Consider the following 23766-nt stretch of genomic DNA (forward strand, 5'->3'; position numbering starts at 1 on the left):
GGGTGTCGCCCACCCGCGTTCGCCCGGTGCATTCCGGCGTTGCCGGCCCCGGGTTTTCATGGAGAACATCATGAACGCCAAGATCCGCAGGTTTCTCGCAGAAGAAGAGGGTGTCACCGCGCTGGAATACGGCCTGCTTGCCGCCGTGGTCGCCGGCGCGCTGGTGGTCATCGCCGGGCCGGCGCTGCGAGACTTTTTTACAACGCTGTTCGCCCAGCTGACGGCCGCCGTCACCGCCGCGTTCGCCTGACGGAGGGCGGCCATGCCCCCGCTGTCGGCAACCGTCGCGGTGATTCTGGGCCTGCTGGTCATCTGCACCGACCTGTATGCCCGGCGCGTTCCCAACCGCGGGTTGCTGGCGGCGGCGCTGGCCGGCATTGCCGCGATGCTGGTGCTGCCGTCGGTTTCGACGGGGCCGGCCGAGGCGATGGCCGGCCTGCTGCTGGGCCTGGTCCTGCTGCTGCCGTTTTACCTGATCGGCTGGATGGGGGCCGGCGACGTGAAACTGTTCGCCGTGCTGGGGCTGCTGCTGGGAGGCGGCGCACTCCTGCCGCTCTGGATAATCGCCAGCCTGCTTGCCGGGGTGCACGCGGTGGCCTGGATCATGGCGGAGAGAGGGTTCATGGCGGGTTTCATCGCGCTTTCGCCCCCGGCGGCAAGCCTATATAGATTCGTGAAAGAAAGTGGCTTTTCCAGAAGAATGGAAGCGTCGCGCCAGGGGCGCAAGGGAATTCCCTACGCGGCCTACCTGGGCATCGCGAGCCTGCTGATTGTTTTCACCGGGGTTTCACATGGATAAACAACCGGGCCATGGATTGAATATCAAAAGGCAGCGCGGCGTGGTCAGCATCGAATATGCGCTGCTGCTGATGCTGGGGATAGTGCCGCTGCTGCTGGCCACCTTCACCGGGGTAATGGTGTTCGCCGCGCAGCAGTCGCTGACCCTCGCCGCGGGGGAAGGCGCGCGCGCCGCCCTGCGTTATGGCGACATTCCGGCGCGGCGCAGCAGTGCCTGCCAGGCCTCGGCCCGCTCGATGCAATGGCTCCTGGATTTTTCCGGGCAGACCGCCAACTGCCAGAGCGCCGCAGCCGAGCCCATCGTCGTCTCCGACGCCTACCCATGCGTGGGCGATGGCGCCACGCGCTGCATGCAGGTCAGCGTCTCCTACGACTACGACCGCCACCCGTTCATTCCCGGCACCGGGCGCGTGCTGGGCTGGGTGATGGGCGAACGCATGCGCAGCAACGCCGTCGTGCAGCTGGATAGCGACGGCATCTGACACCACACGCTTCCAAGGGGGACCATCATGCCCAGAGCCATACGCATCACGGCGGTACTGCTGCTGGCGATCGCCGTGCTGCTGGCGGTCATCGCCATCGGCATCGGGCGCCGTTCGTCGCAGGCGCAGGCCACCTCGCCGGCGGCCGCGCCGGCCGCGCACCATGACGTGGTGGTGGCGGCCAGAGCGCTGAGCGCGGGCACGCCCCTGACCGCCAACGACCTGACGGTCGCTCCCCTGGCCCAGCAGCCCGCGGGCACCTTCGTCTACGTCGGCGAGTTGACCGGCGGCATCCTGCTGCAGGACGTGGATGCCGGGCAGCCGATCCCGCGCAGCGGCGTATCGCGCGGCATCGCCCTGGCGCTGAACCCCGGCGAGCGCGCGGTGGCGGTGCCGGTGGACGAACTGGCCAGCGCCGGCAACCGGGTCGCGCCGGGCGACCACGTGGACGTGTTCATGAGCCTGCCCGGGGTGGCCGACAGCGGCGGCTCCCACCCGGGCGGCACCCAGGCGCGCCTGCTGCTGTCGCGCCTGCGCGTGCTGGGCTACGGCGAGCGCGACATGCTGGCGGCGGCGCCGGCCGGAACGACGGCGTCCGCGGAAGCCAGGCCGCCGGAAGCGGACAGCCGCGCGTCGTCCCTCATCGGCAGCAGCGGCGCCAGCGGCAATACCGCGCCTGCTCCGGCGCGGACCGCGGTGCTGGCCGTACCGGTGGAGCTGATCGGACGCCTGCTGCTCGGCGCGCAGAACGGCAAGCTGTTCCTGGCCCTGCGCAACCCGATCGACACGGCGGTAGCCGACACCACCCTGTTCGCCGCGCCGGCGCCCGTGCTGGCGCTGCGCCGCGGCCTGGACGGCATGGCGGCCGAGGAAGCGCAGCGGCCGGAGAACCAGGCCTTCGCCGGCGTGGACCTGGGCGGGCTGGCCGGCGCGAGGAACGCGCCGGCCGCGGCCACCACCCCGCAACGCACGCTCCCGCGCCGCGCGCCGGCCCGCGGCGGCATCGAGATCGTGCGCGGCGCCAATCCCGCCACCCCGCTGTCCTCGCCTTGAAACGGAGTTCGACCATGGCCAAGCCTGCCCATCGCCTGCCGCATGTCCTGCTCCGCCTGTCGCTGGGTGGCGGAATGCTGGCGGCCGCCCTGCCCGTCGCGGCCCTGGCCCAGGTGGCGGCCAGCGAGGCGGTGCAGCTGGAACTCCACGAACAACGTCCGTGGACCCTGCCCGCGGACGTGGAACGCATCGCCATCGCCGACCCCGACATCGCCGACGTCACCGCGCTGCGCGACAAGCGCCACGTGCTGCTGGTCGGCAGGAATGCCGGCACCACCACCCTGATGCTGTGGCAGCGGCAGCAGCCCGCGCCGACCCGCATCCGCATCGACGTGCGCAGCGCGGTGCAGCGCGGCCTGCTCGATGCCCGCTCACCGGCGGTAGCCGTGCAGGACGGCCAGGGACTGCTGCAGGGCGAAACCCCCACCCTGCTGACCCACGAGGCGGCGCGCAAGGCGGTCGCCAGCACGGTGGGCGAGAAGGGCGTGATCAACGATGCGTCCACCATCGCCAGCGGCGGCGTGGTGCAGGTGGAAGTGAAGGTGGTCGAGTTCAACCGCAGCGTGCTGCGCCAGATCGGGGTGAACTTCAGGAACACCAACGGCGGTTTCAGCTACGGCTTCACCTCGCCGTCCAGCGCCAGCGGCGGCGGCGCGCTGTCCTCGGCCTTCAAGCTGGTCGCCAGCTCCCTCCCCCACAGCTGGAACGCCAGCATCGACCTGCTGCAGAGCAACGGCATGGCGCGGGTGCTGGCCGAACCGACGCTGGTGGCGCTGTCCGGCCAGAGCGCGAGTTTCCTGGCCGGCGGCGAGCTGCCCATCCTCGAACCGCAGGGCCTGGGCACCACCACGGTGACGTTCAAGCCCTTCGGCATCGGCCTGACGGTCACGCCCACGGTGCTGGCGCCGGACCGCATCGCGCTGAAGGTGGCGCCGGAAGCCAGCGACCTGGACTACACGCGCGGCATCACCCTGGACGGCGTGCAGATCCCGGCCATTTCCACCCGGCGCGCCGACACCACCGTCGAGCTGGGCGATGGCGAAAGTTTCGTCATCGGCGGGCTGGTGAGCAGCCAGCTCTCCTCGATGGTCAACAAGATTCCGCTGCTGGGCGACATCCCGGTGATCGGGTCGTTCTTCCGCAACCTGGACTACAAGCGCGAGGACAAGGAACTGGTGATCGTGGTCACCCCGCGGCTGGTGCGGCCGCTGGCCAGGGGCACGGACATCCCGCTGCCGGGCCAGCGCGAAGCCACGCCGCGGCTGCCGGTGTGGGGCGCGTGGCTGCTGCATCCGGCCTCGTCCGACCAGCTGCCTGGCTTCTCGCGCTGACGCACCGCCATGCCATCGGTCATGCCCCTGCCGCTCATGCACCAGACCCCGACCCTGCAACTGGTGCTCTACGCCCCCGACAACCGCCACATGGCGCGGCTGGGATCGACGCTGTCCGGGCAGGCACAGCTCACCTGGGTGGACAGCCGCGAAGTGTCCCCGCAGCAGCTGGCCCGGACCATCGCCGGCGCGCCGCTGGTCCTGCTCGACTACTGCGGCGGCAACGCCAGCTATTCCTCCGAGCTGGCGCGGCAGCTGGCCGCCGCCGCGTGCGCGCTGCCGATGGTCGGCGTGGGGACGGAAGGACCGGAACAGGCCCAGCACCTGCTGGCGGCGGTGCGCGCCGGCGTGCGCGACTTCATCGACATCGACAACAGCGCCGCGCAGATGTTGGAAGTGTTCGACCGCCTCACCCGCCAGCCGGCCCCGCCGCAGGCGACGGCGGGCGCGCCGGCCGCCGCGCCCGCCGGGCGCCTGGTCCTGCTGCACGGCGTGCGCGCCGGCGTCGGCGCCAGCATGCTCGCCGTGCATCTGGCGGCGCAGCTGGCGCTCCGCCTCGGCCACCCCGGCAGCGGCGGGCCGGCCGCCAATCCGGTGCTGCTGCTGGACCTGGGCCAGCCGCACGGCGATGGCGCGCTCTACCTCGGCGTGGAAAGCCACTTCGGCTACGAGGACGCGCTGCGCAGCGTCGAACGCATCGACGCCACCTTCGCCACCACCGCGCTTGCCCACCACGGCAGCGGCCTGGCGCTGCTGGGCATGGCCGGCACCGCCCTGCCGCCGGTGCATGAGCCGGCGGCATTGCTGCGCCAGCTGCGCGGCCTGTTCCCGCTGGTCCTCGCCGACACCGGTGGCGTGCCGATGTCCCAGGTGCCCGCGGCGCTGCTGAAACAGGCGCAGGAAATCTGGCTGGTCGCCGACCAGGGCATCGGCTCGCTGGTCTCGCTGGACCAGGCGGTGCGCGACCTGGAACAGCGCGAACTGCGCGACGAACGCCTGCACCTGCTGGTCAACCGCTACGACCCGGACGGCGGCCTCGGCGACCGCCAGATCGCCGAGCGCTTCGGCCTTCCGCTGCTGGCCACGCTGCCCGAGCGCAGCCGGGCGCTGCGCGCCAGCACCGGGCTGGGCCGCCTGCTCACCGAAAGCGCGCCGCGCGACCCCTACGTACGCGCGCTGCAGCCGCTGCTGCAACGCCTGGCCGGTGGCCGCGACGCGGCGCCGATCACCTCCCCCATCGCCCGCCTCGCCTCTCTCCTGGGTCGCTAACCATGGAAGACAAAGTCACTCCGCTGCCGCAGCGCATGGCGCCTCCCGCCGCCGGGGCGGACGCGCCGCCGGGCCTGCCGTTCGACCAGACCGAGCAGTTCCAGAGCATGCTCTCGGCCGCGCACGAGTACCTGCTCAACCACATCGAGGACGAGCGGGTCGACATCGATGCCTGGTCGCCCTCGACCATCGCCCGGTTCGTGCAGGCGCAGACCGCCGCCTTCGTCAAGGAATGGAAGATCCCGGTCAACGCGCAGGAGATGGAAACCGTCGCCATCGCGCTGCAGAAGGAGCTGATCGGCTTCGGCCCGCTGGACGACCTGCTGCGCGACCCGGAGATCGAGGACATCCTGATCAACGGCTACAAGGACGTGCACGTGTCCAGCGGCGGCGTACTGCAGCGCGCGCCGCAGCGCTTCAGCGACGACCGCCACCTGCTGCGCATCCTGCGCCGGATCATCGCCCCGCTCGGCCGCCGCCTGGACGACTCCAACCCCATGGTCGACGCGCGCCTGCCCAATGGCGGCCGGCTCAACGCCATCATCTCGCCGCTGGCCGTGGACGGGCCGATGGTCTCGATCCGCAAGTTCCGCAAGGACCCGTTCACGCCCGACGAACTGCTCGGCCGCGGCGCCTTCGACAAGCCCATCTACGCCCTGCTCAACGCGATGGTGCGCGGCCGCTGCAACATCCTGATTTCCGGCGGCACCAGTTCCGGCAAGACCTCGCTGCTCAACGCGCTGGCCACCTTCATCCCGCACAACGAACGCGTCATCACCATCGAGGACACCGCCGAGCTCTCGCTCAACCATCCGCATGTGGTGCGCCTGGAAAGCCGCTTGGGCGGGTTCGACGGCAGCGGCGCGGTCAGCATCCGCGACCTGGTGCGCAACAGCCTGCGCATGCGCCCGGACCGGATCGTGGTGGGCGAAGTGCGCGGCGCCGAAGTGCTGGAAATGCTGCAGGCGATGAACACCGGCCACGACGGCTCGATGGCCACCATCCACGCCAACTCGCCGCGCGACTGCCTGTACCGGCTGGAGATGCTGGCCGGCTTCGCCGGCTTCCAGGGCAGCGAGGAAAGCCTGCGCCGGCAGATCGCCAGCGCCATCGACTTCATCGTGCAGATCTCGCGCCTGGGCAACGGCCGCCGCGTGATCGTTTCCGTCACCGAAATCACCGGTGTCAGCGACAACATCATCAGCAGCCAGGAACTGTTCAAGCACGAAAGCTGGATCGACAACGACAGCCGCGAGCGCGACCGCTGGCCCGGCCTCGGTTTCCACCCGCATTGCCACAAGCTCGAGCCGTTCCGCATGGAACTGCGCCAGGCCGCGCTCGGGGAACTGCCGTGAGCATGGCCCTGCTGGTGGCCAGCATCGCCCTGCTGCTGGCGGTCGGCGCCATCCACCTGTGGTGGGGCGTGGCCGCGCGCCAGCAGCAGCGCGCCGCCGCGCTGCACGCCGAAACGCGGCTGGCACCGGCCTCGGCCGCCACGCCGGACAGGGCCGCCGTCGCGCCCTTGCCCCGGCAGCGCTGGGCCGAGCTGCTGCGCCGCGCGGGCCTGGGCGACAACCGGCGCATGGTGGTCCTGCTGTGCCTGCCGCTCATCGTCCTGCCGCTCGCCGCCGGCATCCGCCTGGGCTCGGCCTGGTTCGGCGCGCTTACCCTGGCGCTGTGCGCGCTCGGCATGGGCCTGTGGCTGCAGCGGCGCATCGAGAAGGTCCGCCAGCGGCTGGTCGCGCAGATGCCGGACTTCCTGGAGAACATGGTGCGCATGGCCGGCATCGGCAACAGCCTGTCGATGGCCTTCCAGAGCGCGACCCAGAACGTCGCCCCGCCGCTGCGCCCCATCCTCGACAACGCGCTGGGCTATACCCGCGCCGGCATGGACCTGGACCGCGCCCTGCTGCAGGCGGCGCAGGCGTACCGGCTGCAGCCGCTGGAAATGCTGTCGGTGATCCTGGGCACCAGCATCCGCATCGGCGGCCGCAGCGACCAGATCCTGCAGCGCATGAGCGATTTCATGCGCGACATGGAGGAGGTCCAGCGCGAACTGCAGGCCACGACCTCGGAAACGCGCATGTCCGCCTGGGTACTGGGCCTGCTGCCGGTGGTCTCGGCGCTGCTCATGGCCCTGTTCAATCCCGACTTCTTCCAGCCCATGTTCCATGAGCCGCTGGGGCGGAAGATCCTGCTGCTGGCGGTCGCGCTGGAAGTCGGCGGCGCCTTCGTCCTGTACCGGCTGGCGAAATCGATATGAGCCGATGCCCGCCCCTGCCGGCGCACGCCATGCCGGAGACCGGCGCATGACCCTGCTCTTCGCCCTCGCCGTCGGCTGCGTGGCACTGGCGCTGCTGCTGGCCGCCGCCGGGCTGTTGTTCCAGGAGCGGCGCGCGCAGCAGGTCAAGGCGACGCTGCAGCAGGCGCTGGACCACGCGCAGAAGGCACCGGAACCGCCAGCGCCTGCGCGCGGCCGCTGGCAGGCGCTGCTCGCCGAGCTCAGCGCCGTCGGCGAACACTTCGAGGGCAGCCGGCTGCAGAAGATGCTGCTGGCGCCGGAAGACCGGCTGCTGCTCGAACAGGTCGGCTGGAACCACCATGCCGGCGCCACCGCCTTCCTCGCGCTGCGCGTACTGCTGGCCGCGCTGCTGCCGCTGCTCGGCCTGCTGCTGGTGCAGCCGCATGGCCTGCGCGCCGCGGCCCTGGCGGTCAGCGGGTTCGCGCTGGGCATCCTGCTGCCCAAGCTGGCCCTGCGCGCCTGGGCCGGTCGCCTGCGGCGCAGGGTCGACGAGGAACTGCCGCTGCTGATCGACCTGCTGCGCCTGCTGCAGGGCGTGGGCTTCAGCATCGACCAGAGCCTGCAGATGATCGGCGACAGGCTGCAGATGGCGGTCCCGACGCTGGGTGGCGAGATCCGCCAGGCCAACGCGGCCTATACCCGCGGCCGCAGCCGCGCGCAGTCGCTGCGCCGGCTCGCCGAGGACTTCGGCAACGATGACCTGCGCAGCCTGGTGCAGATGCTGCTGCAGGTGCACCAGCACGGCGGCGCGGTGCAGGAGCCGCTCAAACAGTTCGGCATGCGGCTGCGCGAACAGCGGCGGATGAAGATGAAGGAAAAGGTGGGGAAACTGTCCGTGAAGATGACCGTGGTGATGATGTTGACCCTGCTGCCGGCGCTGATGCTGGTGCTGTCCGGCCCGGCCGTGCTGGCCCTGGCGAGCGCGCTCGCCGGGATGGGCAAGCCATGAACCGCGCGGCGCTGCCGCCGCTGCTGGTCCTGCTGCTGTCGGCCTGCGCGCATGCGGGAATGGCCTACCGCGCGCCGCCACCGGAGCCGACCCTGCAACCGGCGCCGCAGGACGACCGCGGCATGTACCTGGCGCTGATCCGCCGGATGCAGGACCAGGGGGCGCATTACGCCTCGCTGGCGCATGTGGAGGCTTTCCGGAAGCGGTTCGGCGACATGCCCGAACTGCGCATACTGGAAGCCGATGCCCTGCGCGGGACCGGCAATGGCGAGGCCGCCGCCACGCTGTACCGCGGCCTGGTGCGCGGCCCGCAGGCCGCTGCCGCCTGGCACGGGCTGGGCCTGGTCGCCGCCGCGGCCGGCGACCGCGACAACGCGCAACAGGCGTTTGCCAATGCCGTGCGCCTGGAACCGCTGGAGCCGCGCTACCTCGGCGACCTCGGCTTCGCGCTGCTGCAGGGCGGGCGCATCGCCGACGCCCGCGCGCCGCTGGCCAAGGCCGCCGAACTGGCCCCGGACAGTTCGCGCGCGGCCGCCAACCTGGCGCTCTGGGCGTTGCTGTCGGGCCAGTCCGGCCTGGCCGAGACCATCATGCGCGGCGCCGGCCTGTCCATGCCGGTGCGCGATGAAATCGCCCGCCTGTACGCCACGCTGCGTTCATCGCCGGCGCAGGGCCAGGCGCAGGCGCAGGCTCCGGCGCCGCCCGCGTCGGCGGTCGTCGCCGGCGATGCCGTGTCGCGCCCTCCTGGTTCCATGCTCGAACGCTTCGCCCCTGCCTCCGACCGCTCCGATGAGGTGCTGCCATGAACCGTTCCATCTTCCTGCTGGGCCTGTTGCTGGCGATGGCGTGGTCGCCGGCGCGCGCCCAGCACCTGCCGCTCACCGCGCGCACCGACATGCCGACGACGCCGCCCACCGCAGCGGCGCCGGCGGTGCGGCAGAACGCGGTACCGATGCCCGTTGCCGATGCCCCCGCCTCCGCGCCCCCGGGAATCGGCGACACCACCCGGGCGCTGCTGCGCCTGCAGGCCGACGGCACCCAGGCCGGCAACGCGCTGCCGATGCTCGGCGAGGCCGCGAGCCGCAGCTACCAGCGCTACCTGGACAGCTTCGGGCATCCCATCCCCGAATGGTTCGACGCCGCACTGCCCGCCCCGAAAGGCGGCGCGTCGGGTCGCTGACGCCCGCCATGAGCGCACCGCATCGCCCTGTGCAGATACCGGCGCCCGCGCCCGGCGTGGGCCCGCGCCATGTCCAGCGCGGCGGCGGCTCGGTGATGATGATGTTGCTGCTGCTGGGCCTGGTGGCGATCCTCGGCCTGGTGGAGATCGGCCATCTCTACTGGGCCAAGCGCGAGGCGCAGAAGGTCGCCGACCTGGCCGCGCTCGCCGGCGCGCAGCGGCTGGAACTGTGCAGCGCCAACGACCAGGACAACCGCGCCGCGCGGCAGAACGCGATCGAGCAGAACCGCTTCGCCGGCAGCGTCGCGATCGCCTGCGGCAACTGGGGCGTGGACAATCCGGCGGCCGACCGCTTCCTGGGCACGGTGGACGACGAGCACCCGCGCAACGCGGTCAAGGTGGTCGCCAGGTACGCCTCCATCCCCTTCTTCGGCCAGAACGCCAGCCTGCCGACGGTCGAGGCGCAGGCCGTGGCCAGGCACGCCCCGGCCGCGCCCGTCGTGCAGTTCAGCGTCGGCTCGCGGCTGGCCGACATACGCGGCGAGGCGATGCTGGGCAATACGCTGCGGCTGGTCGGCGTCGACGTGGAAAATGCCGCCCTGCTCAATTACCGGGGCCTGGCCCAGGCCAGCATCACGCCCTCCGGACTGCTGGACGCGCTGTGCCGGCAGCAGGGCGTGTGCCTGCCGGTCACCGCCGACATGAGCGTGGGCGATTTCAACCAGCTGCTGGCCGCGCACCGCCTCTCGCTGGGCCAGTTGCTGGAAGCCTCCGCCACCGTGCTGTCCACGCAGGAGGTGGCCGATGCCAACGTCCTGCTGCTGCGCAGCCTGGCGCCGCTGATCCGGTCCAGCTCCAGCATCGGGGTCGACCAGGCCAACATCCTGCTGGGCAGCGCCGGCGCCCTGCGCGGCCTGTTCGCCGAAGTCGTGACCCCCGACGGCCTCGTCGGCAACGCGTTGACGACCCGGATCAACGTCATGGACCTGGTGACCACGGCCATCTCCATCGCCGGCAAGGACCATTTCCTCAAGGACGAGACCTCGCTCCTGGGCGCCAGGATCAAGGCCCAGATCATCGAGCCGCCGGCCGTCGCCATCGGCGGGATCGGCACCAGCGCGAACAGTTCGCAGGTACGCGTGGTGATCGACCTTCTTCCGCTGCTGCCGCTCCCCATAACGCCGATCACCCTCGACGTCGCCGCCGCCAGGGGCACCTTGAGGAGCGTCGACTGCCGGCGGCTGGAACCGACGGCGACGATCGACGTGGAACCCTCCCTGTTGAACATCCGCCTGGGCAGTTTTCCGCCGACCACCATTCCGCTGTCGGCGCAGGCGCTGACGCTGGAAGCCGGGCCGTACGCGGAGCCGCCGTCGCGCTCGACCGGATCGACCGGCGGCGCATTGAACCTGGGCGATACGATCAGGCAGATCGTGAAGAGCCTGCCGGTTCCGCTGCTGGACCTGGTGCTGGGCGCGGTGCTCGACATGCTCAAGCCCATCCTCGACGGGCTGGGCGCCGTTCTCGCCAATCTGCTGGGCCTGCAGCTGGGGCGCACCGACGTACACGTGCAGTCGATCGCATGCGCCTCGGCGCCGGCCGCGCAGCTGGTCTACTGAGGGCGCCAGGCGCAGCAGAAAACAGCGACCGGCGACGGATTTCCGGTGGTTTTCCACATGCTAGACTCGGGACAAATCACCGCCGGCATGGACAGTCCGGCGGTCGTCGCGAACCGGGGGATTCGAGGACCATGAGAACGATGGAGACGTTGCCCGCGTGGCTGTGCTGCACCCTGCTCGTACTGGCCGGCCTGGCCGCCACGCCCGAGGCGCATGCCGGGCGCTGGCAGCGCGGCGAGGCCGAGGTTCCCGCCGCGCCTGCCCGCAGCGAGGACAGCGTCATCGGCAATACGGTGAACGACCTGCAGCGGCTGATGGGCAACCGCGAGCTCACCGAGATGCGCACCACCTACAACGGCAACTACGGCGCCAGCCTGCTGTTCCACGCCGAGTCGCTGAACTACTACGTCGCCCTGTTCCATGAGAAGGAATTCTGGCGCGTGATCCGCACCGAGTCGGCCGAGAACGCCGAGACGCTGTACCAGACCTTCGCCGAGCAGACCAAGGAACTGGCCCAGGTCTACCTGGACACCATCCGCCTGCAGGCGGGCAAGGCCTACAGCGAGAAACTGGTCGCGCTCAACGAGCGCCGCCTGCGCGGCCTGCAGCAGGAAGTCGAGCAGCAGCGCCAGCAGTCGCTGCAGGTGAGCAACGCCATCCAGGAACGCAAGCAGCAGGCGGTGGCGCTCAGCTCGGACCTGCGCGCCACCAACAGCCAGCTGGAAGCGCTGAACCAGCAGATCAAGGCGCTGCAGGCGCTGCAGGTCAACCCGGAGCTCTCGCTGCCGGCCAGCGCCGCGCCGGCGCCGGCACCCGTGGCCGACAACGCCGCGGCGCAGGAACAGCCCGCGCAGCATTGATCCATCCCGTCGCGGGGACAGGCAACGGCCCGCCGCCCGGCGGGCGATGCCAGGTATTCCGCATCGACTTGCATCCGGGCGTTCTGCCACCATCTCGTGCCAGAACCTCTCCTGCGAGTCCCGCGATGTCCGACCTGCCCCACGTTTTCGACGCCACGACCGAGACCTTCGAAACCGACGTCCTGCAGAAATCGCTGCAGACGCCGGTGCTGGTGGATTTCTGGGCGACCTGGTGCGGGCCGTGCAAGACGCTGGGGCCGATCCTGGAGAAGCTGGCCGGCGAGTACCACGGCGCCTTCGAGCTGGCCAAGGTCGACGTGGACAAGGAACAGCAGATCGCCGCCGCGTTCCAGATCCGCTCGGTGCCCACGGTGTTCCTGGTCAAGGGCGGCCAGATCGTGGACGGCTTCCCCGGCGCGCTGCCGGAAGGACAGCTGCGCGAGTTCCTGGCCCAGCACGGCGTGACCCCCGCCGAAGCGCCGGCCGAGGTCGAAGCCGAGGCCGCGCCGCTGGACCCGCTGTCGCAGGTGGCTGCGCTGCGCGAGGCCATCGCCGCCGAGCCGGACAAGGCCGAGCTCAAGCTGGACCTGGCCCTGGCCCTGATCAGGACCGGCGGCGTCGAGGAAGCCGGCCAGCTGCTCGACGCCCTGCCCGCCAACCTCGCCACCGACGACCGTGCGGTGCGCGCCCGCGCGCGGCTGGACTTCCACGCCGCGCTGGCCGACGCACCGCCGACCGAGGCGCTGGCTGCGCGGGTGCAGGCCGACGGCAACGACCTGGAAGCCCGCCACCTTCTCGGCATCCGCCACCTGCTGGGTGGCGCCGACGAAGCGGCGCTGGAACAGTTCCTGGAAATGCTCAGGATCGACCGCACCTACCGCGACGGGCTGCCGCGCAAGGCGCTGATCGATGCGTTCCGGGTCGTCGAGGACGAGGACCTGGTCGGTCGTTACCGTCGCCGGATGTCGTCGCTGCTGTTCTGAGTGTCACTGCGCGTTCAGGCAGGTGAAACATGGCCTGCCGGATAATGCGCCGTTCATCGTAGCGATGACGCACGGCACCCCTGCCGTGCCATCTGGGGGATGGAGGGCGCGAGCAATGCCGGGCTCCGGTTCCCGCGACTGAAGGACCGATTGCCCATGATGTTGTTCGACCGACGTGCGTTGCGCCTGACCGTCCTGCTCCAGATCGCGCTGGCGATACTCCCGCTGTCCTGCGCGGCCGCGGCCCATGCCCAGGACTGGACCTACCGCGTACGCCCCGGCGACACCCTGTGGGACCTGGGGACGCGCTACCTCAAGCCGACCGTGTCCTGGGAAGAGCTGCAGAACCACAACGCGGTCGCCAATCCCTACCGCCTGCCGCCGGGCCAGGTGCTGCGCTTCCCCATCGCCTGGCTGCGGGTGGAGCCGGCCCCGGCCCGTGTCGTGGCCGTGCGCGGCCAGGTCGAGGTCAGCGGCGACGGCGGTTCGACGGCCGCCGCCCGCGAAGGCATGCACCTGCCCATCGGCAGCCGCATCCGCACCGGGGCCGATGCCAGCATCACCCTGGCGTTCGCCGACGACTCGCGCCTGCTGCTGCGCGAGAACTCGGAGCTGCAGCTGGACCAGCTCAGCAACTATGGCGCCACCGGCATGGTGGATACCCGCCTGCGCCTGCAGCGCGGCCGCAGCAGCAGCCGGGTCACCCCCGCGCAGGGACCGGCGTCGCGTTACATGATCACCGCGCCCACCGCCACCAGCAGCGTGCGCGGCACCGTGTTCCGGGTCAGCGCCGGGCAGGACGGCAACCCGGCCGCCACCGAGGTGGTCGAAGGCCGGGTGCAGGTGGGCAACCAACATGGCCAGCGCATGGTCGCTCCCGGCCAGGCCACGCTCAGCGCCTCGGCCACGCAGGCGCCGGCGCCGGTGCAGCCGCTGCTGCCCGCGCCCGGGCTCGACCCGGCGCAGCTGCGGCTCGAGCCGCTGCCGCTGCTGGCCGCCTGGCAGCCGGTGCCGCAGGCGCGCGGCTACCGCGTCGAAGTGGTGCGTGCCGATGCGCCCGACATCCTGCTGTTCGCGCGCAACACCCCCGATTCCAGCATCCGCATCGACGACCTGCCGCCCGGGCGGCTGCGCCTGCTGGTGCGCGCGGTCGCCGCCGACGGCGTCGAGGGCCATGACAGCGCGCACGACTTCCAGGTGCCCGACGGCCTGCCGCCGCCGCTGACCACCGCGCCGCTGCACGGCCAGACCCTGGACCAGGCGCACCCGCGTTTCGCCTGGGCGCAGGTCCCCGGCGCCGCCGGCAGCGTGCTGCAGATCGCGCGCGAAGCGGATTTCCGCCAGCCGCTGGCCGAACGCCGCACCGATGCCACCCGCCTGCGCTCGCCCGTCGCGCTCGCGCCCGGCGACTATTACTGGCGCGTCGCCTCGGTGGACGCGCAGGGCCAGGGCGGCCGCTACGGGCAGGCGCTGCCGCTGCGGATCAGCGATGCGCCGCCGGAGCCCGGCCTGCAGCCGGCGCAGGCCGGCAGGGGCCAGCTGACGCTGCGCTGGCAGGCGGGAGCCGAGGGCCAGCGCTATCGCGTGCAGGTGGACCGCCGTGGCGATTTCAGCGCCCCCCTGCTCGACCGCGAAACCACCGCACCGGAGATCACGATGAAGCAGCCCTGGCGCGGCGGCACCCTGCACGTGCGCGTGCAGTACATCGACGACGACGGCTACGCGGGCCCCTTCTCCACCGCCCAGCAGATCCGCCTGCCCTGCAAGCTGTGCTACGGCGCCGGTGCCGGCGCGCTGCTGCTGTTGGCCTTGTGAGGGCCCTCCTGCTGCCCTGGCCGCAGCGGCTGCTGCTGGCCATCGCCCTGGGCGCCCTGGCCGGATGGGCCAGCCAGGCGCGCCTGTTCTGGCAGCAGGATGAGCATGTCTACGACCGGCTGGTGGGGGGCTGGGACTACCCGCCCGACGACCGCCTGGCCATCGTGGCCATCGACGAGCGCAGCCTGCAGCAGCTGGGGCAATGGCCGTGGCCGCGTGGCACCCACGCCCGCCTGCTCGACCGCCTGCACGAGGCCGGGGCCCGCCGCGTCGCACTGGACCTGATGTTCCCCGAGCCGGACCGCAAGGACGCCTCCCAGGACCAGGAACTGGCCGCCGCGATCAAACGCAGCGGCAACGTCGTGCTGCCGGTGCTGGCGGCCGCGGCCGGCGGCGACGCCGTGCCCGAGGAGCTGCTGCCGGTGCCGGTGCTGGCCTCCGTCGCCAGGGGGCTGGCCCATACCGACATCGAGGTCGATGGCGACGGCGTCGCCCGCGGCCTGTACCTGAAGGCGGGCGTGGGCTCGGCCTACTGGCCGGCACTGGGCCTGGCGCTGAGCGGCGGGGATGGCCCGGTCCCGGGCCTGGGCGACCCGGCCCCGGCGGCCGCTTCGCCCTACCAGTGGCGGCGCGACAACTACGTGCGGCTGCGCTACGCCGGGCCGCCCGGCACCTTCCCGCAGGTGTCCTACATCGACGTGCTCGAAGGCCGGCTGCCGCCCGGGCTGCTGCGCGACCGGCTGGTGATCGTCGGCATGACCGCCAGCGGCATCGCCCCGCGCCTGCTCACGCCGACCTCGCGCGAATACTGGATGAGCGGCAGCGAGTACCAGGCCAACGTCGCTTCCATGCTGCTGGGCGGGCACGTGATCCTGCCGTTGCGCCCGCCCGTGCAGCTGGGCGTGGTGGTGCTGCTGGTCGCGCTGTGTGCGCTGGGCATGACCCAGCGCCGGCTGCCGCCGTGGCTGGTCGCGGTGGTGGCACTGGCGCTTCCGCTGCTGCTCAGCGCGGTCCTGCTGCGCGGCTTCAACCTGTGGTTCGCGCCGGCGGCGGCCATCGGCGGCGCGCTGCTGATGCTGCTGGCCTGGGGCCTGTGGCAGATGCGCTACTGGCGTCGCCAGGCCAACCGCGACCCGCTCACCAGCCTGGCCAACCGCATGCGCTTCGAGGAAGCGCTACAGCTGGAATACGAAGCGGCCCGGCGCAGTGGCCGCCCGCTGAGCCTGGCGCTGATCGACGTGGACAACTTCAAGCACTACAACGACACCTTCGGCCACCACACCGGCGACCTCGTGCTGCAGCAGACCGCGCGCATGATCCGCGAGCTGGCGCGGCGGCCGCGCGACCTGGCCGCACGCTTCGGCGGCGATGAATTCGCGCTGGTGCTGCCCGACACCGGCAGCGAGGGCGCGATCCAGCTGATCGACGCCCTCGTCAGCCGCGTGCGCCAGGCCGGCATTGCCGTGGGCAAGGGACGCCAGGCCCGGATCAGCGTCACCATCGGCCTGGCAACCGTCGTGCCCGCTGCCGACGGCGTGCCGGCGCAGCTGTTCCGCGATGCCGACGCCGCGCTCTACCAGGCCAAGGCCGCCGGCCGCGACGGCTACCGGGTGGCGCCACCCGGCTGACCCGCCGCGCACATCCATACGGGTGCGAATGCTAGACTCGATGCCCCGCCCCCGCCGCCACGCCATGAAAGCCAGCACGTTCCGCCTCGGCATCAACCTCTGGCCGCCGTTCCTGTTCACCGGCATCCACGTCACCGACATCGCCGCGGACTACCGCCATGTGCGGGTGGAACTGCGCCAGCGCCCGTGGAACGTCAACTACGTGCGCACACATTTCGGCGGCAGCCTGTTCGCCATGACCGACCCGTTCTGGATGCTGTGCCTGCTGCATAACCTCGGCCGCGACTATTTCGTATGGGACAAGGCCGGCGAGATCGAATTCGTCAAACCCGGCAAGGGCACGGTCGCCACCGAATTCCGGCTCGATACGGCCACGCTCGACGAGGTGCGCGCCGCCACCGCCGATGGCGGCAAGTACCTGCGCTGGTTCGTCAACGACATCCGCGACGCGCAGGGCGAGGTGGTCGCCCGGGTGCGCAAACAGGTCTACGTGCGGCTCAAGCCGGAAGCGCGCCAGCGCGGCGCATAGCCGCGCACGCCGGTGCGCGCCGGGCCCTCCCCGGCGCCTGCCGTGCATCAGTGGCGGGACAAGGCCGGCGGCAAAGGCATGCGCAGGGTGTCCCTGCCATCGCGCCGCGCACGCGAGGCCACTTCCAGCGCGGTGCCATCGGCGGACACGCTGATGGGCCGCTGCGCACCACGCAGCCCGGCCGGAAGTGCGTCCAGGCGTTCGACCAGCGGCCTGTCCGCCCGCTGCGCCGCATGCCCGCGCAGCCACAGCGCCGCATTCAACAGCCGCAGCCGGGCGGCGGTGTCCTGCTGCTGCGCTCCATAGCGGGCATACGCCGGCCCGGCAATGCCGCTCAGGATGCAGCCGACGGCGTTGGCGGCGCATTCCAGCCGCCACACCGACGGCACCGGCGCCGGCGGCAACGGGCGGTCCCCGGCGATGGCCTGCAGGGTTTCCGGCAGGCAGGCCTGGCCCATCGTTTCGGCCACGCGGGCCACGCTCCTGTCGCGGTCGTACAGCAGCTTCGCCGTCTGCGGCGTGACCCACCAGGGCGCATCCTGCGCCAGCTGCGCCACCCTGGGATAGCCGCCGCGCACCATGGCGAATTCTCCCTGCATGCCCGCGCAGTTGCTGGCTTCCTGCGGCGTCAGCGGCGCGAGCGCGGCGGCGCACCCCTCCGGTATCGGCGCATCCACCGGCAATTCGGCCAGCACGTCCGCGAACAGCTCCGCGCTGGCGGCCAGCAGCGCGCCGCCGACCATGCTGGTGAGCAGGCTGTCGCCATGGCCCAGCAGCACGCGCCCGATGCCGGCATCGCGGCACAGCCCGGCCAGTGCGCGCTGGCTGTCGCCCTGCACGTGGGCCAGCGCGTGCGCCGCCAACGGCACGAACAACGGCCGCATGTCCGGCACCGGCGTGGCCGCATCCAGCGGCAGCAGCGACTGGTAGTGGCCATGCGTGGCCAGTTCGTCCATCTGCGCCAGCACGGCGGCCTGCGGCAGCAGGGCCTCGGCCACGGCCTGCGCTTGCCCACGCACCCGCGCCAGGCAGCCTGTGGCCTGCCTGCACAACACCGGATCGAACGGCTCGGTGTTCCCGCCGGCGCCAAGCCGTGGCTTGGCTTCCATCGTTCCCTCCTCCCGCTGGCCACCGCTTTCGAGGGTGTGGGCGGAACCGGCATGCCAACGGAGGTACTCGGCCACATGGGCGTCCACCCGTGCCTGGCGCTGCGCGGGCGTCCCCGCCATGCCCAGCGTGGCGAGCGTGGCGTAGGCGTTGCTGCCCGGCATGTCGCGCGGCGCTTCCAGTACGGCCAACGCGCGCTTCTGCGTCGCCGACAACGGCCACAGCGACGACAGCAGCAGGACCGCCGCCGCCAGCAGCAACACCCCGGCCAGGCCCGCGGCCATCCGTCGCAATACCTTGCCCATGGTCCTACCCTCCCGATGTTTCATGGCACCTCCTTCCCTGGCCGACCGACAGCGCCGGATTGATGAACGATATCCGACGTCGCCCCGCATCGCCCACCCGCAACCGCCATCCCCGGCCAAGCCGCTCACCGCTACAATCCACGCATGTCGCCCGAAGCTCCCCCCGCCCCACACCGTCCCTCCCTGCAGCGGCTGTTCCTGACCGGCCTGCTGACCCTGCTGCCGATCTGGCTGACCTGGGTGGTGATCAAGTTCGTGTTCGTGCTCCTGTCCGGCATCAGCAGCCCGCTGGTGGTGCCGCTGTCCGAACGCATCGCCGCCTCCTTCCCGCATTACCTGGGCTGGGTGCGGGTGGAATGGATGCAGGACGTGTTCGCCCTGCTCGCCACGCTGCTGGTGATCCTGATGGTCGGCGCGCTCAGCCGCCGCATGGTCGGCCAGCGCCTGCTGCGCTGGTTCGGCGCGGTGATCCGCCGCATCCCGCTGGCCAGCGTCATCTACGACAGCGCCAGGAAACTGCTGGACATCCTGCAGACCCAGCCGGGCAGCACGCAGCGCGTGGTGCTGATCGACTTCCCGCACCGCGACATGAAGTCGGTGGGCCTGGTGACGCGCGTCATCCGCGAGCACGGCACCGGCCGCGAGCTGGCCGCGGTGTATGTGCCGACCACGCCCAACCCGACCTCGGGCTATCTGGAGATCGTGCCGGTGGAACTGCTGACGCCGACCGACTGGAGCGTGGACCAGGCCATGAGCTTCATCATCTCCGGTGGCGCGGTGGCCCCGGACAGCGTGCCGTTCACCCGCGCCGGCGACAGATGACAACGCACGAAGCGGTGGCCGGGGACAACGGCATCCGCCCGAACTGGATGACTGGCGCTTTTACTGGTTCGGCGTTCCCCTTCCCTGCTTCCCCGCTCTGAGGCAAGCTCCGGGACTTGTGCGTTTCCGGAACCACCGATGTCCTCCAGCCCGCTTCGCCTTCTCGCGCTTGCCGTAGCCTCCGTCCTGATGTTCTCCGCCGCCACGCCCGCCGAGGCGGCGAAGAAGAAGAGCCAGCGCCCGACCGCGACGCAATCCCGCGCAGCCAAGCCCAAGGCGCGCAGCAGCCGGCCCGCGCCGCGGCCGGCGGCCCGCCCGGCCCGCGCGCCGCTGCCGGTCACCCAGGACAACGCCACCCGCCTGAACCGCCTCTACGATGAATACTGGGATGCGTCGATGCGGCTGAACCCGCTGCAGGCAACGTTCCAGGGCGATCCGCGCTTCAACGACCAACTGCCCAATTTCCTGTCGCCGGCCGCGCGCCAGCAGGCGCACGACTTCATGGTCGAATGGCAGGGCAAGGTGGAGGCGGTGGGCAGGGACGGCCTGCAGGGCCAGGACCTGCTCAGCTACGAGATCTTCGTGCGCGACGCGCATATCTCGCTGGCCGCCGAGCAGTACCCGTCGTGGATGCTGCCGATCAACCCCTACAACAACCTGGCCAGCCTCATCGCGGTACTGGGCTCGGGCGCCGGCGCGCAGCCGTTCCGCACGGTGAAGGACTACGAGAACTGGTCGCGGCGCTCGCTGGGCGTGCCGGCGCTGTTCGACCAGGCCATCGCCAACATGCGCGAAGGCATGGCCGCCGGCGTGGTGCAGCCGCGCGCGCTGATGGAGAAGGTGCTGCCGCAGCTGGACGCGGTGATCAAGCCCAGCGCCGAGGAAAGCATCTTCTGGGCGCCGATCCGCAACATGCCGCAGGACTTTTCCGCCGAGGACCGGGAGCGGCTGAGCGCCGAGTACAAGCGCATGATCGAGTACCGGCTGCTGCCGGCCTACCGCGCCCTGCGCGGCTTCATCGCCACCCAGTACCTGCCCGCCGCGCGCAGCACCGACGGCCTCGGCGCCCTGCCCAACGGCCAGGCCTGGTACGCGCACACCATCGCCGGGCTGACCAGTTCCACGCGCACGCCGGCGGAGATCCACGCGCTCGGCGAGCAGGAGGTCAAGGACCTGCAGGAACGCATCGCCGCGGTGATGAAGGAAGCCAAGATCCGCGGCTCGGCGCAGAAGGCCTTCGCCGCCATGCGCAACGACCGCCAGTTCACCTTCCGCGACGAGGCCGCGCTGCTGGCGCGCTACCGCGAGGTCGGCCAGCAGGTGGACGCGGCGCTGCCGGCGCTGTTCGGCACCCGCCCCAAGGCGGCGCTGGACATCCAGCCGGTGCCGGCCGAACACGCCCTGACCGCCAGCGCCGCCAGCTACCAGCCGCCATCCGCGGCCGACGGCAGCCAGCCCGGCGTGCTGCAGGTCAATACCCGCGACCTGCCCTCGCGCAGGCGCTGGGCGGTGCCGATGCAGTACCTGCACGAAGGCATTCCCGGCCACCACCTGCAGCTGGGCCTGCAGCAGGAACTGTCCACCCTGCCGCGCTTCCGCCGGCTCGGCGGCGACGTCGCCTTCGTCGAGGGCTGGGGCCTGTACGCCGAATCGCTGGGCGATGAAATGGGCATCTACCGCGACCCCTACGACCGCCTCGGCTACCTGCAGACCACCCTGCTGCGCACCGTGCGCCTGGTCGCCGACACCGGTCTGCACGCGGCCGGCTGGAGCCGCCAGCAGGCGATCGACTACATGGTGAAGAACGCCGACATCAGCGCCGCCGATGCCGCCGCGGAAGTGGAGCGCTTCATGGCCCTGCCCGGGCAGACGCTGGCCTACCGCGTGGGCGAGATCAGGATCCGGCGCCTGCGCGAGAAGGCGCAGGCCGCGCTGGGCGGCCGCTTCGACCCGCGCGAGTTCCACAACGAAGTGCTGAAGGACGGCTCGATGCCGTTGGATATCCTGGAAGCCAAGATCGACCGCTGGATCGCCAGCAAGAACAACTGACCCAAGGAGCCGCCATGTTGCCGTGGATGTCCCGACTCGCCCCGCTGTGCCTGTTCGCGTTCTCCACGGTGGCCGGTGCTGCCGCGCCGGTCGCGCCGCCCGACGCCGGTATCGACGGTCTGATGCAGCGCTACGACGGCCGCGTGCCCGGCGCCGCGGTGCTGGTGCTGAAGGACGGGCAGCCGGTGTTCCGCCGCGGCTATGGGCTGGCGGTGGTGGAGGACGGCACGCCGGTCTCGCCGGCGACCAACTTCCGCCTGGCCTCGGTGAGCAAGCAGTTCACCGCCGCCGCCATCCTGCTGCTGGCCGAGGACGGCAAACTGTCCATCGACGACCCGCTGAAGAAGTGGCTGCCCAGCCTGCCGGCAGTGGCCGACGCGATGACCCTGCGACAGCTGCTCAGCCACACCAGCGGCCTGCTCGACTATGAAGACCTCATGGACCCGGCCGACACGCGCCAGGTGCACGACATCGACGTGCTGCACCTGCTGGAGAAGGAGAACCGCACCCTTTTCGCGCCGGGCAGCGGCTACCGTTACAGCAACAGCGGCTACGCGCTGCTGGCGCTGGTCGTCGGCAAGGCCTCGGGCGGCGACTTCGCCGGTTTCCTGCGCCAGCGCATCTTCCTGCCGCTGGGCATGGACGCCACCTTCGCCCACCAGGACGGCGTGGACGAAGTGCCCAACCGCGCCTACGGCTACAGCGAGATCGACGGCCGCTGGCAGCGCACCGACCAGAGCACCACCAGCGCCGTGCTCGGCGACGGCGGCATCTATTCCTCCCTGGACGACCTGGCCCGCTGGGACGCCGCGCTGTACGACGAGCGCCTGCTGCGCCGCGCCTCGCTGCAGCTGGCCTTCAGCCCGGCCACGAAGACGCCGGAACCGGACGTGCCGTTCTACGGCTTCGGCTGGCGCATCAACGGCGACCTGCTGTGGCACAGCGGCGAGAGCATCGGCTTCCGCAACGTGATCCTGCGCTACCCGAAGCAGAAGCTGACGGTGATCGTGCTGACCAACCGCAACGACCCCGAACCCTATCCGCTGGCGCGCGAGATCGCCCGGCGCTGGCTGGAAACGCAACGATGAACCTGCTGGACGGCATCCACCACGTCGCGCTGATCGCGTCCGACTACGCGCGCTCGCGCGACTTCTACACGCGCATCCTCGGACTGGAGGTGGTGGCCGAGCATTTCCGCGCCGAACGCCAGTCCTGGAAACTGGACCTGCGCCTGCCCGACGGCGGCCAGCTGGAACTGTTCTCCTTCCCCGCGCCACCGCCGCGGCCCAGCCGCCCGGAAGCGCGCGGCCTGCGCCACCTCGCCTTCCGCGTGACCGCGCTGGACGCGGCCATCGCCCACCTGCAGGCCGAAGGCGTGGCCTGCGAGCCGGTGCGCGTGGACGAGTACACCGGCCGCCGCTTCACCTTCTTCGCCGACCCGGACGAGCTGCCGCTGGAGCTGTACGAGGACGCGCGCGGGCCATAACGGGACCACGTGCCGATGACGCGGTTCTCAGCGCGGCGGCCGCCGGAAGCCCGTGGGAGCGTCGCATCAACAGGTCGTGCCGCGCACACCCTTGTAGGAGCGGCTTCAGCCGCGAACGCCTTTCTGGCGGAGCGCAGGGCGTTCGCGGCTGAAGCCGCTCCTACGGGAGGTTGTGCGGGCCCGGCAGCGCCCCGTCACGTTCCGCCCGCGGCTGCGTCCCTGGACCTAATGACTTCCGGCGCATTGCCCGGCCTGGCGGCGACCGGAAAGATGCCACATCAACGAAAAGGGGGCTCGTCCATGCTGCAGATCCGCGGTCTGTCCAAAACCTACGCCAATGGCGTGCACGCGCTGAACAACGTCGACCTGGACATTCCGCGCGGCATGTTCGGCCTGCTCGGCCCCAACGGCGCCGGCAAGTCCTCGCTGATGCGCACCCTGGCGACCCTGCAGGAAGCGGACACCGGCAGCGCCGTGCTGACCACCGCCGATGGCGCCAGCATCGACGTGCTGCGCGACAAGGACGCGCTCCGGCGCCGGCTCGGCTACCTGCCGCAGGATTTCGGCGTCTACCCCAAGGTCAGCGCGCTGGACCTGCTGGATCATTTCGCGGTGCTCAAGGGCCTGACCGCGCGCAGGCAGCGCAAGGAGGTGGTCGAAGGGCTGCTGCAGCAGGTGAACCTGTGGGATGCGCGCAAGCGCAGGCTCGGCACCTACTCCGGCGGCATGCGCCAGCGCTTCGGCATCGCCCAGGCGCTGCTGGGCGACCCGCAGCTGGTGATCGTCGACGAACCCACCGCCGGCCTGGACCCGGAAGAGCGCAACCGCTTCCTCAACCTGCTGGCCGAGATCGGCGAGAACGTGGCGGTGATCCTGTCCACGCACATCGTCGAGGACGTCACCGACCTGTGCCCGAACATGGCCATCATGAACAAGGGCCAGGTGCTGCTGAGCGGCAGGCCGGCCGATGCGATCGCGGCGCTGCAGGCGCAGGTCTGGCGCAAGCAGGTCAGCAAGGCCGCGCTGGCCGAGTACGAATCGCGCTTCACCGTGCTGTCCACGCGCCTGGTCGGCGGCCATCCGGTGATCCATGTGTTCAGCGCCGCCCAGCCGGACGCGGGCTTCGCCCCGGTCGAGCCGGGGCTGGAGGACGTCTACTTCCAGCGCCTGCGCCTGCAGGCGCAGGCCGCCTGACGGAG

Annotated in this window: 23 protein-coding genes; 22 read left to right on the forward strand and 1 reads right to left on the reverse strand. The window is 71.2% G+C overall.

Translation table 11 applies throughout. From position 1 onward, the window contains the following. Positions 1–70 precede the first annotated feature (70 nt). From AC06FP_RS12995 to AC06FP_RS13075, 17 genes are all read left to right on the forward strand, one after another. Positions 71–250, forward strand: coding sequence for a Flp family type IVb pilin (locus AC06FP_RS12995; protein ID WP_478075786.1), 180 nt, complete (start codon positions 71–73; stop codon positions 248–250). Between the two features lie 12 nt (positions 251–262). Further along, positions 263–799 (forward strand): prepilin peptidase, encoded by a 537-nt coding sequence (locus AC06FP_RS13000; protein WP_478075787.1) that lies wholly within the window; start codon positions 263–265, stop codon positions 797–799. Between the two features lie 16 nt (positions 800–815). Continuing rightward, positions 816–1280 (forward strand): TadE/TadG family type IV pilus assembly protein, encoded by a 465-nt coding sequence (locus AC06FP_RS13005; RefSeq protein WP_478075788.1) that lies wholly within the window; start codon positions 816–818, stop codon positions 1278–1280. Positions 1281–1307: 27 nt separating this feature from the next. Then, entirely contained in the window at positions 1308–2333 is a 1026-nt protein-coding gene (gene cpaB / locus AC06FP_RS13010; RefSeq protein WP_478075789.1) for a Flp pilus assembly protein CpaB, read from the forward strand. Between the two features lie 14 nt (positions 2334–2347). Beyond that, a complete protein-coding gene (locus AC06FP_RS13015; RefSeq protein WP_478075790.1) occupies positions 2348–3664 on the forward strand; it encodes a type II and III secretion system protein family protein in 1317 nt (438 codons plus the stop codon). 21 nt (positions 3665–3685) lie between these two features. After that, positions 3686–4933 (forward strand): CpaE/TadZ family protein, encoded by a 1248-nt coding sequence (locus AC06FP_RS13020; RefSeq protein WP_478075791.1) that lies wholly within the window; start codon positions 3686–3688, stop codon positions 4931–4933. 2 nt (positions 4934–4935) lie between these two features. Continuing rightward, positions 4936–6288, forward strand: a complete 1353-nt coding sequence (locus AC06FP_RS13025; protein ID WP_478075792.1) for a CpaF family protein — start codon at positions 4936–4938, stop codon at positions 6286–6288. A 2-nt stretch (positions 6289–6290) separates the two neighbouring features. Next, a complete protein-coding gene (locus AC06FP_RS13030; RefSeq protein ID WP_478075841.1) occupies positions 6291–7196 on the forward strand; it encodes a type II secretion system F family protein in 906 nt (301 codons plus the stop codon). 46 nt (positions 7197–7242) lie between these two features. Then, the gene (locus AC06FP_RS13035; protein WP_478075793.1) at positions 7243–8184 is read left to right on the forward strand and encodes a type II secretion system F family protein; all 942 of its coding nucleotides are present in this window, start codon (positions 7243–7245) and stop codon (positions 8182–8184) included. Then, positions 8181–8990 (forward strand): tetratricopeptide repeat protein, encoded by an 810-nt coding sequence (locus AC06FP_RS13040; protein ID WP_478075794.1) that lies wholly within the window; start codon positions 8181–8183, stop codon positions 8988–8990. Before AC06FP_RS13035 ends, AC06FP_RS13040 begins: the two co-directional genes overlap by 4 nt. Next, positions 8987–9364, forward strand: a complete 378-nt coding sequence (locus tag AC06FP_RS13045; protein ID WP_478075795.1) for a DUF3613 domain-containing protein — start codon at positions 8987–8989, stop codon at positions 9362–9364. Before AC06FP_RS13040 ends, AC06FP_RS13045 begins: the two co-directional genes overlap by 4 nt. Positions 9365–9372: 8 nt before the next feature. Continuing rightward, the gene (locus AC06FP_RS13050; RefSeq protein WP_478075796.1) at positions 9373–10983 is read left to right on the forward strand and encodes a TadG family pilus assembly protein; all 1611 of its coding nucleotides are present in this window, start codon (positions 9373–9375) and stop codon (positions 10981–10983) included. A 140-nt stretch (positions 10984–11123) separates the two neighbouring features. Further along, on the forward strand, positions 11124–11843 hold the full coding sequence (locus tag AC06FP_RS13055) for a DUF2968 domain-containing protein (protein ID WP_456116554.1): 720 nt from the start codon (positions 11124–11126) through the stop codon (positions 11841–11843). 125 nt (positions 11844–11968) lie between these two features. Beyond that, positions 11969–12826, forward strand: a complete 858-nt coding sequence (trxA, locus tag AC06FP_RS13060; RefSeq protein WP_456116555.1) for a thioredoxin — start codon at positions 11969–11971, stop codon at positions 12824–12826. 156 nt (positions 12827–12982) lie between these two features. Then, positions 12983–14641 carry a FecR family protein gene (locus tag AC06FP_RS13065; protein WP_478075797.1) on the forward strand — a complete coding sequence of 553 codons (1659 nt, stop codon included), beginning with the start codon at positions 12983–12985 and terminating at the stop codon, positions 14639–14641. Further along, positions 14638–16269, forward strand: coding sequence for a CHASE2 domain-containing protein (locus AC06FP_RS13070; protein WP_478075798.1), 1632 nt, complete (start codon positions 14638–14640; stop codon positions 16267–16269). The genes AC06FP_RS13065 and AC06FP_RS13070 overlap by 4 nt, the downstream gene beginning before the upstream one ends. 64 nt (positions 16270–16333) lie before the next feature. After that, positions 16334–16798, forward strand: coding sequence for a DUF4442 domain-containing protein (locus AC06FP_RS13075; protein ID WP_478075799.1), 465 nt, complete (start codon positions 16334–16336; stop codon positions 16796–16798). 47 nt (positions 16799–16845) lie between these two features. On the opposite strand, the gene AC06FP_RS13080 is transcribed toward AC06FP_RS13075, so the two are convergent. Continuing rightward, a complete protein-coding gene (locus AC06FP_RS13080) occupies positions 16846–18234 on the reverse strand; it encodes a hypothetical protein (protein ID WP_478075800.1) in 1389 nt (462 codons plus the stop codon). A gap of 120 nt (positions 18235–18354) precedes the next feature. On the opposite strand from AC06FP_RS13080, the gene AC06FP_RS13085 reads away from it, so the two are divergent. The 5 genes from AC06FP_RS13085 to AC06FP_RS13105 all read left to right on the forward strand — a co-directional run bounded on the left by AC06FP_RS13085 (position 18355) and on the right by AC06FP_RS13105 (position 23761). Then, positions 18355–19032 carry a DUF502 domain-containing protein gene (locus AC06FP_RS13085; protein WP_456116560.1) on the forward strand — a complete coding sequence of 226 codons (678 nt, stop codon included), beginning with the start codon at positions 18355–18357 and terminating at the stop codon, positions 19030–19032. A 138-nt stretch (positions 19033–19170) separates the two neighbouring features. Further along, positions 19171–21081: a DUF885 domain-containing protein gene (locus tag AC06FP_RS13090; protein WP_478075801.1), complete on the forward strand. Its 1911-nt coding sequence runs from the start codon at positions 19171–19173 to the stop codon at positions 21079–21081. Between the two features lie 26 nt (positions 21082–21107). Further along, entirely contained in the window at positions 21108–22169 is a 1062-nt protein-coding gene (locus AC06FP_RS13095) for a serine hydrolase domain-containing protein (protein WP_478075802.1), read from the forward strand. Next, a complete protein-coding gene (gloA2, locus tag AC06FP_RS13100; RefSeq protein ID WP_478075803.1) occupies positions 22166–22567 on the forward strand; it encodes an SMU1112c/YaeR family gloxylase I-like metalloprotein in 402 nt (133 codons plus the stop codon). The genes AC06FP_RS13095 and gloA2 overlap by 4 nt, the downstream gene beginning before the upstream one ends. A 300-nt stretch (positions 22568–22867) precedes the next feature. Further along, positions 22868–23761: an ABC transporter ATP-binding protein gene (locus AC06FP_RS13105; protein ID WP_456116564.1), complete on the forward strand. Its 894-nt coding sequence runs from the start codon at positions 22868–22870 to the stop codon at positions 23759–23761. The last annotated feature ends 5 nt before the right edge of the window (positions 23762–23766 follow it).

The sequence above is a fragment of the Stenotrophomonas sp. Steno-Z2 genome, from assembly GCF_056393235.1.

Excerpts from the sequence above, each read along its gene's own strand:
- AC06FP_RS12995 (WP_478075786.1), top strand. The coding sequence starts at position 71 with ATGAACGCCAAGATCCGCAGGTTTCTCGCAGAAGAAGAGGGTGTCACC.
- AC06FP_RS13000 (WP_478075787.1), top strand. The coding sequence starts at position 263 with ATGCCCCCGCTGTCGGCAACCGTCGCGGTGATTCTGGGCCTGCTGGTC.
- cpaB (WP_478075789.1), top strand. The coding sequence starts at position 1,308 with ATGCCCAGAGCCATACGCATCACGGCGGTACTGCTGCTGGCGATCGCC.
- AC06FP_RS13015 (WP_478075790.1), top strand. The coding sequence starts at position 2,348 with ATGGCCAAGCCTGCCCATCGCCTGCCGCATGTCCTGCTCCGCCTGTCG.
- AC06FP_RS13020 (WP_478075791.1), top strand. The coding sequence starts at position 3,686 with ATGCCCCTGCCGCTCATGCACCAGACCCCGACCCTGCAACTGGTGCTC.
- AC06FP_RS13025 (WP_478075792.1), top strand. The coding sequence starts at position 4,936 with ATGGAAGACAAAGTCACTCCGCTGCCGCAGCGCATGGCGCCTCCCGCC.
- AC06FP_RS13030 (WP_478075841.1), top strand. The coding sequence starts at position 6,291 with ATGGCCCTGCTGGTGGCCAGCATCGCCCTGCTGCTGGCGGTCGGCGCC.
- AC06FP_RS13035 (WP_478075793.1), top strand. The coding sequence starts at position 7,243 with ATGACCCTGCTCTTCGCCCTCGCCGTCGGCTGCGTGGCACTGGCGCTG.
- AC06FP_RS13040 (WP_478075794.1), top strand. The coding sequence starts at position 8,181 with ATGAACCGCGCGGCGCTGCCGCCGCTGCTGGTCCTGCTGCTGTCGGCC.
- AC06FP_RS13045 (WP_478075795.1), top strand. The coding sequence starts at position 8,987 with ATGAACCGTTCCATCTTCCTGCTGGGCCTGTTGCTGGCGATGGCGTGG.
- AC06FP_RS13050 (WP_478075796.1), top strand. The coding sequence starts at position 9,373 with ATGAGCGCACCGCATCGCCCTGTGCAGATACCGGCGCCCGCGCCCGGC.
- AC06FP_RS13055 (WP_456116554.1), top strand. The coding sequence starts at position 11,124 with ATGGAGACGTTGCCCGCGTGGCTGTGCTGCACCCTGCTCGTACTGGCC.
- trxA (WP_456116555.1), top strand. The coding sequence starts at position 11,969 with ATGTCCGACCTGCCCCACGTTTTCGACGCCACGACCGAGACCTTCGAA.
- AC06FP_RS13065 (WP_478075797.1), top strand. The coding sequence starts at position 12,983 with ATGATGTTGTTCGACCGACGTGCGTTGCGCCTGACCGTCCTGCTCCAG.
- AC06FP_RS13075 (WP_478075799.1), top strand. The coding sequence starts at position 16,334 with ATGAAAGCCAGCACGTTCCGCCTCGGCATCAACCTCTGGCCGCCGTTC.
- AC06FP_RS13080 (WP_478075800.1), bottom strand. The coding sequence starts at position 18,234 with ATGAAACATCGGGAGGGTAGGACCATGGGCAAGGTATTGCGACGGATG.
- AC06FP_RS13085 (WP_456116560.1), top strand. The coding sequence starts at position 18,355 with ATGTCGCCCGAAGCTCCCCCCGCCCCACACCGTCCCTCCCTGCAGCGG.
- AC06FP_RS13090 (WP_478075801.1), top strand. The coding sequence starts at position 19,171 with ATGTCCTCCAGCCCGCTTCGCCTTCTCGCGCTTGCCGTAGCCTCCGTC.
- AC06FP_RS13095 (WP_478075802.1), top strand. The coding sequence starts at position 21,108 with ATGTCCCGACTCGCCCCGCTGTGCCTGTTCGCGTTCTCCACGGTGGCC.
- gloA2 (WP_478075803.1), top strand. The coding sequence starts at position 22,166 with ATGAACCTGCTGGACGGCATCCACCACGTCGCGCTGATCGCGTCCGAC.
- AC06FP_RS13105 (WP_456116564.1), top strand. The coding sequence starts at position 22,868 with ATGCTGCAGATCCGCGGTCTGTCCAAAACCTACGCCAATGGCGTGCAC.